The following is an 11,780-nucleotide window of genomic DNA, read 5'->3' as shown; positions in this document are numbered from 1 at the left end:
AAAAATTTTGCTTGGCGACCATAGCGTTTTGGACCCACCTGACTCCATTCCGAACTCAGAAGTGAAACGAAACAGCGTCGATGGTAGTGTGGGGTTTCCCCATGTGAGAGTAGAACATCGCCAGGCTTTGATCCCGACTGGTCTAGAGATAGACGAGTCACCATAAGATTCTAAGAATATTTAGAGTATTATGTTGACTTTCAAAGCGGAAAGCGTACTATACGCACCTCGCTGAAGTGTTAACGCACTGAAAGCTAAGCTCTTTAACAATATAAACCAATCAATCTGTGTGGGCACTCGTTGATGATAATCTCAAAAAGATTAATCAATGAACTGAGTGACCAAACGAGACGAAAGTCTTGGCACAGTCAATTCATTATCGTTCTGTTGGAACGATAATAGCTTTAAATTACTAAGGTAATTTAAAGTCAGTATTCATTGAGCCGAAGCGAAAGCTTCAAAAAACTTTTAATTGAAGAGTTTGATCATGGCTCAGATTGAACGCTGGCGGCAGGCCTAACACATGCAAGTCGAGCGGCAGCACAGAGGAACTTGTTCCTTGGGTGGCGAGCGGCGGACGGGTGAGTAATGCCTGGGAAATTGCCCTGATGTGGGGGATAACCATTGGAAACGATGGCTAATACCGCATGATGCCTACGGGCCAAAGAGGGGGACCTTCGGGCCTCTCGCGTCAGGATATGCCCAGGTGGGATTAGCTAGTTGGTGAGGTAATGGCTCACCAAGGCGACGATCCCTAGCTGGTCTGAGAGGATGATCAGCCACACTGGAACTGAGACACGGTCCAGACTCCTACGGGAGGCAGCAGTGGGGAATATTGCACAATGGGCGCAAGCCTGATGCAGCCATGCCGCGTGTATGAAGAAGGCCTTCGGGTTGTAAAGTACTTTCAGTCGTGAGGAAGGTTGTAGTGTGAATAGCACTATGATTTGACGTTAGCGACAGAAGAAGCACCGGCTAACTCCGTGCCAGCAGCCGCGGTAATACGGAGGGTGCGAGCGTTAATCGGAATTACTGGGCGTAAAGCGCATGCAGGTGGTTTGTTAAGTCAGATGTGAAAGCCCTGGGCTCAACCTAGGAGTTGCATTTGAAACTGACAAGCTAGAGTACTGTAGAGGGGGGTAGAATTTCAGGTGTAGCGGTGAAATGCGTAGAGATCTGAAGGAATACCGGTGGCGAAGGCGGCCCCCTGGACAGATACTGACACTCAGATGCGAAAGCGTGGGGAGCAAACAGGATTAGATACCCTGGTAGTCCACGCCGTAAACGATGTCTACTTGGAGGTTGTGGCCTTGAGCCGTGGCTTTCGGAGCTAACGCGTTAAGTAGACCGCCTGGGGAGTACGGTCGCAAGATTAAAACTCAAATGAATTGACGGGGGCCCGCACAAGCGGTGGAGCATGTGGTTTAATTCGATGCAACGCGAAGAACCTTACCTACTCTTGACATCCTCAGAAGAGACTGGAGACAGTCTTGTGCCTTCGGGAACTGAGAGACAGGTGCTGCATGGCTGTCGTCAGCTCGTGTTGTGAAATGTTGGGTTAAGTCCCGCAACGAGCGCAACCCTTATCCTTGTTTGCCAGCACGTAATGGTGGGAACTCCAGGGAGACTGCCGGTGATAAACCGGAGGAAGGTGGGGACGACGTCAAGTCATCATGGCCCTTACGAGTAGGGCTACACACGTGCTACAATGGCGTATACAGAGGGCAGCGATACCGCGAGGTGGAGCGAATCTCAGAAAGTGCGTCGTAGTCCGGATTGGAGTCTGCAACTCGACTCCATGAAGTCGGAATCGCTAGTAATCGCAAATCAGAATGTTGCGGTGAATACGTTCCCGGGCCTTGTACACACCGCCCGTCACACCATGGGAGTGGGCTGCAAAAGAAGCAGGTAGTTTAACCTTCGGGAGGACGCTTGCCACTTTGTGGTTCATGACTGGGGTGAAGTCGTAACAAGGTAGCGCTAGGGGAACCTGGCGCTGGATCACCTCCTTACACGATGATTATCGTGATGAGTGTCCACACAGATTGATATGGTTTAGATTTGAGCATGAAGTGGGTCTGTAGCTCAGGTGGTTAGAGCGTACGCCTGATAAGCGTAAGGTCGGTGGTTCGAGTCCACTCAGACCCACCACTAACGATGGGGTTATAGCTCAGCTGGGAGAGCGCCTGCCTTGCACGCAGGAGGTCTGCGGTTCGATCCCGCATAACTCCACCATCTTTAAGCGCATTCGATGAGTGCTTTTAAAAATGGTTCCTGTTTTCTTTTAGTAGAAAGCGAATCTTGCTCTTTAACAATTTGGAAAGCTGACAAAACAACAATTTATTGTTGTTTGTAAAGTTCTCAATGTTTATCGAAAGATAAACACCAACAACACATTCAAGTGTGCTTGGTATCGAATAAGGCTTAGGTCTTGTTCAAATTTGAGTCCGGCAAAATCTGTCTCGCACTCATGAAAATTAAACGCGAGACAACTTAGGTTGTTTAAACAACGACCCGAAACTCCTTCGGGTTGTATGGTTAAGTGACTAAGCGTACACGGTGGATGCCTGGGCAGTCAGAGGCGATGAAGGACGTACTAACTTGCGATAAGCGCAGATGAGGCAGTAAGAGCCGTTTGAGTCTGCGATTTCCGAATGGGGAAACCCAGCTGCATAAGCAGTTATCACTAGATGAATACATAGTCTAGTGAGGCAAACCGGGGGAACTGAAACATCTAAGTACCCCGAGGAGAAGAAATCAACCGAGATTCCGGTAGTAGCGGCGAGCGAACCTGGATTAGCCCTTAAGCACTCGTTGAAGTAGGTGAACAAGCTGGAAAGCTTGGCGAAACAGGGTGATAGCCCCGTAACCGACGCTTCATCGAGCGTGAAATCGAGTAGGGCGGGACACGTGATATCCTGTCTGAATATGGGGGGACCATCCTCCAAGGCTAAATACTCCTGACTGACCGATAGTGAACCAGTACCGTGAGGGAAAGGCGAAAAGAACCCCTGTGAGGGGAGTGAAATAGAACCTGAAACCGTGTACGTACAAGCAGTAGGAGCACCTTCGTGGTGTGACTGCGTACCTTTTGTATAATGGGTCAGCGACTTATATTCAGTGGCAAGGTTAACCGAATAGGGGAGCCGTAGGGAAACCGAGTCTTAACTGGGCGTTCAGTCTCTGGATATAGACCCGAAACCGGGTGATCTAGCCATGGGCAGGTTGAAGGTTGAGTAACATCAACTGGAGGACCGAACCGACTAATGTTGAAAAATTAGCGGATGACTTGTGGCTAGGGGTGAAAGGCCAATCAAACTCGGAGATAGCTGGTTCTCCCCGAAAGCTATTTAGGTAGCGCCTCGGACGAATACTACTGGGGGTAGAGCACTGTTAAGGCTAGGGGGTCATCCCGACTTACCAACCCTTTGCAAACTCCGAATACCAGTAAGTACTATCCGGGAGACACACGGCGGGTGCTAACGTCCGTCGTGGAGAGGGAAACAACCCAGACCGCCAGCTAAGGTCCCAAAGTATTGCTAAGTGGGAAACGATGTGGGAAGGCTCAGACAGCTAGGATGTTGGCTTAGAAGCAGCCATCATTTAAAGAAAGCGTAATAGCTCACTAGTCGAGTCGGCCTGCGCGGAAGATGTAACGGGGCTAAGCAATACACCGAAGCTGCGGCAATATCTTTTAGATATTGGGTAGGGGAGCGTTCTGTAAGCCGTTGAAGGTGAACTGTAAGGTTTGCTGGAGGTATCAGAAGTGCGAATGCTGACATGAGTAACGACAAAGGGGGTGAAAAACCTCCTCGCCGGAAGACCAAGGGTTCCTGTCCAACGTTAATCGGGGCAGGGTGAGTCGACCCCTAAGGTGAGGCCGAAAGGCGTAATCGATGGGAAACGGGTTAATATTCCCGTACTTTTGACTATTGCGATGGGGGGACGGAGAAGGCTAGGTGGGCCAGGCGACGGTTGTCCTGGTTCAAGTGCGTAGGCTAGAGAGTTAGGCAAATCCGGCTCTCTGTTAGGCTGAGACACGACGTCGAGCTGCTACGGCAGTGAAGTCATTGATGCCCTGCTTCCAGGAAAAGCCTCTAAGCTTCAGATAGTCAGAAATCGTACCCCAAACCGACACAGGTGGTCGGGTAGAGAATACCAAGGCGCTTGAGAGAACTCGGGTGAAGGAACTAGGCAAAATGGTACCGTAACTTCGGGAGAAGGTACGCTCTTGATGGTGAAGTCCCTTGCGGATGGAGCTGACGAGAGTCGCAGATACCAGGTGGCTGCAACTGTTTATTAAAAACACAGCACTGTGCAAAATCGCAAGATGACGTATACGGTGTGACGCCTGCCCGGTGCCGGAAGGTTAATTGATGGGGTTAGCGCAAGCGAAGCTCTTGATCGAAGCCCCGGTAAACGGCGGCCGTAACTATAACGGTCCTAAGGTAGCGAAATTCCTTGTCGGGTAAGTTCCGACCTGCACGAATGGCGTAATGATGGCCACGCTGTCTCCACCCGAGACTCAGTGAAATTGAAATCGCTGTGAAGATGCAGTGTACCCGCGGCTAGACGGAAAGACCCCGTGAACCTTTACTACAGCTTGGCACTGAACATTGAACCTACATGTGTAGGATAGGTGGGAGGCTATGAATCGATGACGCTAGTTGTCGTGGAGCCGTCCTTGAAATACCACCCTTGTATGTTTGATGTTCTAACTTAGGCCCCTAATCGGGGTTGAGGACAGTGCCTGGTGGGTAGTTTGACTGGGGCGGTCTCCTCCCAAAGAGTAACGGAGGAGCACGAAGGTGGGCTAATCACGGTTGGACATCGTGAGGTTAGTGCAATGGCATAAGCCCGCTTAACTGCGAGAATGACGGTTCGAGCAGGTGCGAAAGCAGGTCATAGTGATCCGGTGGTTCTGAATGGAAGGGCCATCGCTCAACGGATAAAAGGTACTCCGGGGATAACAGGCTGATACCGCCCAAGAGTTCATATCGACGGCGGTGTTTGGCACCTCGATGTCGGCTCATCACATCCTGGGGCTGAAGTCGGTCCCAAGGGTATGGCTGTTCGCCATTTAAAGTGGTACGCGAGCTGGGTTTAGAACGTCGTGAGACAGTTCGGTCCCTATCTGCCGTGGGCGTTGGAAGATTGAAGGGGGCTGCTCCTAGTACGAGAGGACCGGAGTGGACGAACCTCTGGTGTTCGGGTTGTGTCGCCAGACGCATTGCCCGGTAGCTAAGTTCGGAATTGATAACCGCTGAAAGCATCTAAGCGGGAAGCGAGCCCTGAGATGAGTCTTCCCTGACGGTTTAACCGTCCTAAAGGGTTGTTCGAGACTAGAACGTTGATAGGCAGGGTGTGTAAGCGTTGTGAGGCGTTGAGCTAACCTGTACTAATTGCCCGTGAGGCTTAACCATACAACACCCAAGGGGTTTTGATGGACTCAAAGTTAAGCGCATAAGAATGTGTGTGAGAATGAAGACAGCTTTCCAGAATTGTTGGTTTTCACTTTTTAAGAAAAAGTGAAATCAAAAACAGAATTTTGCTTGGCGACCATAGCGTTTTGGACCCACCTGACTCCATTCCGAACTCAGAAGTGAAACGAAACAGCGTCGATGGTAGTGTGGGGTTTCCCCATGTGAGAGTAGAACATCGCCAGGCTTTTAATTTAGCACCAAGCGCTAACCAGACAGCGGAGCGGTAGTTCAGTTGGTTAGAATACCGGCCTGTCACGCCGGGGGTCGCGGGTTCGAGTCCCGTCCGCTCCGCCACTTATTTAAAGTTTTAGCTTGTAAAAGTTACAGGGGTGTAGCTCCAATTGGCAGAGCAGCGGATTCCAAATCCGCGTGTTGGGAGTTCGAATCTCTCCACCCCTGCCATATTTTAACCTCAGCAGAAATGCTGAGGTTTTTGTTTATATCAAGTTGAAAAATTAATAATTTTATCTGCTGTGTATATTGCTCTCCTTCTCCACGCTTTCCAAAAATCAATTACATATACTGTATATTTTTGCTCTACGGGATTCAGATCTAGCTGTGTGCTGGAATGGCCGTCGCTCATGCAAAATTGATTTACTTGATATTACCGGTATGTATTTTGTTCGCCATATTTGTGTGAACTGCTCAATAGTTGTGGATATACATATTCGCTTTGCACAAGAATAAAGCATGCATAGAAATTATCGTGAATTAAGGATCTCTCGTAACTTAGTAAAATATGATTTTCAGTTGGATCATATGCTGCTAATGAGAAAGCATTTTCGTAGAGCCTTGACTAAGTTATGCTAATAAGTGTTTAGAATAATTGGGAGGTGCTTGTTATGTCGTTATCGGTATTGGGCTTTATTGCATTAGGTGGTGCGCTAGGGGCGTGTGCACGTTTCTTGGTTTCTGAAATATGTATCACCCTGTTTGGACGTGGTTTCCCGATTGGTACGTTAGCAGTGAATGTTATCGGTTCATTTATTATGGGGCTACTTATCGCATGTATTGAAAATGAATGGTTAAGTCCCTATCCATGGAAAGCAGTCATTGGCTTTGGTTTTCTTGGGGCATTGACGACCTTTTCTACTTTCTCAATCGATAATGTATTTTTAATGCAGCAAGGTGCGTTTGTGAAGATGGCAGCAAATATCCTTTTGAACGTTCTATTGAGTATTTCTGCTGCATGGTTGGGTTTTTACTGGTTAATAAAAAGTTGAACAGAGACTCAAGTATGTTACTTGGCCAGCCGATAAGCTTTGCTATTATAATGTCGCCATTTATCGACATGCCATCTAGTTAAAACGGTTTCTTTGGGATCTGTCAACGAGCACAGAAAACTGATCGACTTCACTCAGGTATTACTCCCCAACGACATTTATCTTTCAAGCGATAGCTGACACCACTTAATTGAAGAATATGAGAATGGGCAGTAGCCGGACCAATATCACCGTTGTTAGCGTCACATTATTCGCAAAAGTGCTCGGCTATTGGTCAAAGGATAAATTGCTGGCCGAAATACTACTGAAGGACTCATAACGTTTAGTGATCGGCAACAGCAGCTCCTAGTTTACATTTTATTGACTTTGGTCTCGGATTTTCCGCTCGAATATGCATTGTCTCTTGCTCGAGCCGCGATATGTTAGACTCAGGATGTTTCACGTGAAACATATACTTAATTCCGAACCGTATTCTATTATCGATGGTTGATAAACAAAGAAAACCGCCTTATTTGCGGTTTTCTTATCTACTTTTATTACTTAAACCAATTAGTTATGTATGGCTGAGCGGTGACGTAGCTTCAGCTAACCAGTGGCGAGTTTGCTCATCATGGATCAGAGGACTGACTTCGTGCCATACCGTTTGATGATATTGATTAAGCCAGTTCAACTCTGGCTTAGTTAGCCAATCTACTACAATGGCTCGTTTATCGATTGGACAACGGGTGAGAGATTTAAAACCAAGCATCGCATAATCACCCTGAGTCGCAAATTCAGTTACTAATTCTAAGTTCTCAATCCGGATCCCAAATGCATCTGCCCGGTAATAACCAGGCTCATTCGATAACACCATGCCTGGGAGCAGAACTACGTTATTCGCTACTTTTGAAATCCGCTGCGGACCTTCATGCACACTTAAGAAGTGGCCAACACCATGCCCCGTGCCGTGATCATAGTCATAACCGTGCGCCCACAGATGTTGTCTAGCCAATACGTCAAGTTGTGATCCAGTGGTGCCCTTGGGGAAGCGCGCGCGAGCTAGAGCAATATGACCTTTAAGCACGAGAGTAAATTGCTGCTTCATTTCCGCGTTCACTTCACCAATTGCTATCGTGCGAGTGATATCTGTGGTGCCATCAAGGTATTGGCCACCTGAATCGACTAAATACAGGCTATTGAGTGTCAGTTGCCCTGGTTCTGGTTGATTTTGATGATTGTAGTGACACATTGCTGCATTAGTGCCAGCGGCTGATATCGTGTCAAAACTGAGATCGACCAGAGTTGGATCTTGGCGGCGGAATGTTTCGAGCTGCGCGGCCAGTAGTGCTTCGTTATGTAGCTGGCCGTTAGCCACTTCACTATCAAGCCAAGCAAGAAAATGTACCATCGCCGCACCATCACGGATATGACAAGCTTGCATACCTGCAATTTCGGTACTGTTTTTTGCCGCTTTTGGTAGTAAGCAAGGATCACTATCATTGATCAGTTGCGCGCCGCTATTTTGCAAAGTAAGGGTCAACCAAGCGTTGCTAGTGGCAGAATCAATCATCACTCGATGAGTGGATAATTGGCGTAACTGTGGCTCCAGTTGATGAGGATGATGAACACGCACCGTGCCGCCAACATGCGAGGCAAAGCCGATGGCCAAGCGTGTTGGGTCGAGGAAAAAATCGACGCTGGTATCACGGTGGACGATGGCGTGACAGAGTAAAACCGGTAAGCGTGATACATCTAAACCGCGGATGTTGAGCAGCCAAGCGATCGAATCTAGCTCAGTTAACACTACACAATCGGCATGTTTATCTGCGAGGGTTTTGGCGATCAACTGACGCTTGGCTAAGCTAGTTTGTCCTACGCTTGCCAATGGCATCAAACGCATTTCAGATACTGCTGGCGCTGGCCGGTCATACCACAGTTGATCAATCGGATTGCTTGTTACGGGGCATAAGGTAATCTGATGATCTGCTAGCTGTTTTTGCGCTTGCGTGAGCCAACTACCACGATGCATTCGAGGGTCATAGCCGACCTTGGATCCAGCAGGAAGCTGCTCGATTAGCCAAGCGAGATAGGGTTCTTCAATCAGATGATGGTAGGCGAACTGTTCGGCTGCTACCTGTTTGCGTACTTGTACGGTATAGCGACCATCAACAAAAATGGCGGCATGCTTGGTAGTGACGACTGCAGCGCCCGCCGAGCCAGTAAAACCGGTTAGCCAATTTAACCGCTCATTATGCGCGGGAATATATTCGCCGAGGTACTCATCTTCATGAGGCACAATAAACGCGTCGAGTTGTTGAGTGTGCAGCCAGAGACGAAAATCGGCGAGGCGCTGAGCATGACAGTTTGGCATCTGAGATAATCCTTTTTCAAAACAGTCCGTTGTTTTATCGCTTACAACTATTCAATGGGTTGTGAGTGAACGAGAAAGAATAAGCTACTCTTTTTAGCTGTGCTGCGCAAATATCTGGCTATCACTTGAGCTTTGATCTAGCACATCAACGGGTGTGATCGGTTGAAATACGAGTGGTTGGTGTTGGTTGTTTATTTATTCTGGTGGTGATTACTAAAGATGAAGCAGTATGGCGCTGAAAAAATGCGTACCAAGGCTATTTTACTCAGTGTGCTTCCTGTGTATATTGTTGGCCTTTTCACGATTGACTAACCGTTTGGAATCCAAAACACTATGTCTCTAACCACCTATGAAATGGCTCGCATTCTAGAGCAGCTAGAAGAATCTCCAGAAAAGGTGATGTATGGCAAATTGCTTAATGAATTAGGCAATCAAAGCAGCGAACGTATTCGTAGCGCCGCTAAACAAGTCCCTCTAACTGTACTGCGCGATTTGATTTATCAGTTCCAGCAAGTCATCGAATCGCGCAAAGGCGAGCAAGTTGAAGCTATGGCTAAGCAGCTGGTGCAACAAGGCATTTCTGCTGAAGAACTACTCGATTACCTCAAAAAACGTTAACGGCAGCTATCACCGACAGCGTTATCTTTTGTTTCATGTTATTAACTTAAGTAGCCAGACGATTTATATCGGTATCGGCTAACTGGTTAGGGATTGACGTTGCGATTGATGGGATTTTGTAATGAGATCAATGTTTCAGTAGACTGTACTTCATCAATCGCTTGCAGCTTGTCAATCAACACATGCTGTAGCTCTTCAATTGAACGACACATCAGTTTGACGAAAATATTATAGGCTCCAGTGGTGTAATAAGCTTCCACCACCTCATCGAGTGCGTTTAGTTTGGCGAGTGCAGAGTGGTAATCGCGCGCCGCATTCAAATTAATGCCAATAAAGCAGCAAACGTCGTAGCCGAGTTTTTTAGTGTTAACCACCACTTCTGTGCCTTGAATGACATCACTAGCTTTCATCTTTTCAATTCGCACGTGAATGGTTGCTGGGCTTACATTAAATTGTTTAGCCATTTCGGCATAGGGCGTGCGAGCGTCGTCCATCAAAATCTTCAAAATGGCGCGATCCAGATCATCGAGTTTAGTTTGCATTATGTTCCTGATACTCCGTGATGCCGACAGGCGATAGCGAGGCTTGATGTTACCATTATTGTGCGGTTAGGGAAGTTTTGCGCTGACTTGTGCTGAGGGCTTGTGACGGTGAAATCACTGCAAGAGAAAGCGTAGGGTTTACTGACAAAATCCGCTACACTGAGTGCCGTTTTTTCTCGGTTTTCGGAGTTCCTTTGTTAATTCAATTGATTTGCGAAGCGCCACACCGCGCGCAAGAGTTAGAGCAGATTGCTAGCCGTTGGCAACTACAAGCGAGCGATGACAGTCTATTTGCTCTGGTGTTGAGTGAGCAGCGTCTTGAATTGCGCAAATTAGATGAACCCAAACTTGGGGCGATCTATGTCGATTGGGTTGCAGGTGCGGTCGCCCATCGCCGCAAATTTGGTGGTGGTAAAGGGCAGTCAATTGCTAAAGCCGTTGGCCTCAATAAAGGAGTAACACCAGTTGTACTGGATGCGACAGCGGGTTTAGGGCGAGATGCTTTTGTATTGGCTTCCTTGGGTTGTCGAGTGCAGATGGTGGAGCGCCATCCTGTGGTCGCGGCATTGTTGGAAGATGGCTTACAACGCGCCAAGCAAGACAGTGAAATCGGTGCTTGGGTCAGTGAGCGTATGTGTCTGTTGCATGCATCAAGTCATACCGCATTGCAGCGACTGGCGGAGGATCCAAATTTTGTGGCACCGGATGTCATTTATCTCGATCCCATGTACCCACATCCAGACAATAAGAAAAAAAGCGCGTTGGTTAAAAAAGAGATGCGAGTTTTTCAATCGTTGGTGGGGGCAGACAATGATGCGGATGCTTTACTTGATCCCGCATTGCAACTGGCTCGTAAGCGGGTAGTAGTCAAACGACCTGACTACGCACCATGGCTGCAACAGCAGCCGCCGACTATGGTGATTGAAACCAAGAAAAACCGTTTTGATGTTTATGTACTTGCTGCGATGGGCAGTGAATAACGATTTTGGCTTAGTCTGGCATGATTTAGTGAGATCGATATTACTGGATCGGTGTTGTATTTTTGGGTGAACCACGTAATATCCTCAGATGAGAATAGTTCGTATTTTAGTTGGAGCGCTAACGTGGCTAAACGTCTATGCAAACTGAGTCGCAGTGAGCTTGTGACCTCGCTGGGCGAGATTGAACGGTTGGTGGTATCACCACAATTTTTATGTCGTAGCTGCGCTCGCGTTGCTGCAGATAAAAAGTATCTGTGCAAACCACAATCACTCAGCAGCCAAGCATTAGCGACTGCGGCTAACACCAAATTGTCGGTTGCGGCTTGCGCGGTAGAGCCTAAGAAAGGTGCTACTAAGCAGCAGAAGTTTGACAAAAAACTAGAAAAACTGTTGAAAAGACAGCGTAAGCTGATCAAAAAGCAGCACAAGTTAGCCAGTAAAGTTGAGAAAATCCATCCACAGAGAACTCAACCAAGTGCGCAGCCCGCTGGTATGCACTAAGCTGTCATTGATCCACTATGTTTTATTACCATCCCATCACCACCTCCTTGGCGGTGGTGATGGTTTGAAGCACAGGCTCAACT

The 11,780-nt window shown here is 47.8% G+C and carries 6 protein-coding genes, 4 tRNA genes and 4 rRNA genes; 12 read left to right on the top strand and 2 right to left on the bottom strand.

The features are described 5' to 3' along the window. Positions 1 to 10: 10 nt before the first annotated feature. The 9 genes from rrf (OOK74_RS11275) (at position 11) to crcB (ending at position 6,706) form a co-directional block, all read left to right on the top strand. Positions 11 to 126 (top strand): 5S ribosomal RNA (gene rrf / locus OOK74_RS11275). A gap of 343 nt (positions 127 to 469) precedes the next feature. Further along, positions 470 to 2,012: ribosomal RNA gene (locus OOK74_RS11270) — 16S ribosomal RNA — on the top strand. A 62-nt stretch (positions 2,013 to 2,074) separates the two neighbouring features. Continuing rightward, positions 2,075 to 2,151, top strand: a tRNA-Ile gene (locus tag OOK74_RS11265). An 8-nt stretch (positions 2,152 to 2,159) separates the two neighbouring features. Continuing rightward, a tRNA-Ala gene (locus OOK74_RS11260) sits at positions 2,160 to 2,235 on the top strand. Positions 2,236 to 2,536: 301 nt separating this feature from the next. Then, positions 2,537 to 5,423: ribosomal RNA gene (locus OOK74_RS11255) — 23S ribosomal RNA — on the top strand. Positions 5,424 to 5,551: 128 nt separating this feature from the next. After that, a 5S ribosomal RNA gene (gene rrf / locus OOK74_RS11250) occupies positions 5,552 to 5,667 on the top strand. Together the 16S, 23S and 5S rRNA genes with 4 tRNA genes alongside form the textbook arrangement of a ribosomal RNA operon. Before the next feature lie 33 nt (positions 5,668 to 5,700). Continuing rightward, positions 5,701 to 5,777: transfer RNA gene (locus OOK74_RS11245), tRNA-Asp, on the top strand. Positions 5,778 to 5,808: 31 nt separating this feature from the next. Further along, positions 5,809 to 5,885, top strand: a tRNA-Trp gene (locus tag OOK74_RS11240). 440 nt (positions 5,886 to 6,325) lie between these two features. After that, positions 6,326 to 6,706 carry a fluoride efflux transporter CrcB gene (crcB, locus tag OOK74_RS11235; protein ID WP_274723360.1) on the top strand — a complete coding sequence of 127 codons (381 nt, stop codon included), beginning with the start codon at positions 6,326 to 6,328 and terminating at the stop codon, positions 6,704 to 6,706. Positions 6,707 to 7,259: 553 nt separating this feature from the next. On the opposite strand, the gene OOK74_RS11230 is transcribed toward crcB, so the two are convergent. Further along, a complete protein-coding gene (locus OOK74_RS11230) occupies positions 7,260 to 9,056 on the bottom strand; it encodes an aminopeptidase P family protein (RefSeq protein WP_278182824.1) in 1,797 nt (598 codons plus the stop codon). A 333-nt stretch (positions 9,057 to 9,389) separates the two neighbouring features. On the opposite strand from OOK74_RS11230, the gene tsrA reads away from it, so the two are divergent. Then, positions 9,390 to 9,674: an H-NS-like global regulator TsrA gene (gene tsrA, locus OOK74_RS11225; RefSeq protein ID WP_274723358.1), complete on the top strand. Its 285-nt coding sequence runs from the start codon at positions 9,390 to 9,392 to the stop codon at positions 9,672 to 9,674. An 86-nt stretch (positions 9,675 to 9,760) separates the two neighbouring features. On the opposite strand, the gene asnC is transcribed toward tsrA, so the two are convergent. Further along, positions 9,761 to 10,216 carry a transcriptional regulator AsnC gene (gene asnC / locus OOK74_RS11220; RefSeq protein ID WP_166014027.1) on the bottom strand — a complete coding sequence of 152 codons (456 nt, stop codon included), beginning with the start codon at positions 10,214 to 10,216 and terminating at the stop codon, positions 9,761 to 9,763. A 194-nt stretch (positions 10,217 to 10,410) separates the two neighbouring features. Here asnC and OOK74_RS11215 point away from each other — a divergent pair, with 194 nt between their 5' ends. Both OOK74_RS11215 and OOK74_RS11210 read left to right on the top strand, forming a co-directional pair. Then, positions 10,411 to 11,196: a class I SAM-dependent methyltransferase gene (locus tag OOK74_RS11215; protein ID WP_278182823.1), complete on the top strand. Its 786-nt coding sequence runs from the start codon at positions 10,411 to 10,413 to the stop codon at positions 11,194 to 11,196. Between the two features lie 123 nt (positions 11,197 to 11,319). Next, positions 11,320 to 11,697 (top strand): hypothetical protein, encoded by a 378-nt coding sequence (locus OOK74_RS11210; RefSeq protein ID WP_274723356.1) that lies wholly within the window; start codon positions 11,320 to 11,322, stop codon positions 11,695 to 11,697. Positions 11,698 to 11,780: the final 83 nt, after the last annotated feature.

The sequence above is a fragment of the Vibrio misgurnus genome, assembly GCF_029635775.1.
GTDB classification, from domain to species: Bacteria; Pseudomonadota; Gammaproteobacteria; order Enterobacterales; family Vibrionaceae; genus Vibrio; species Vibrio chanodichtyis.
Note: the sequence above shows the minus strand (reverse complement) of the source record. Positions and strands in the feature narration are given on the sequence as shown.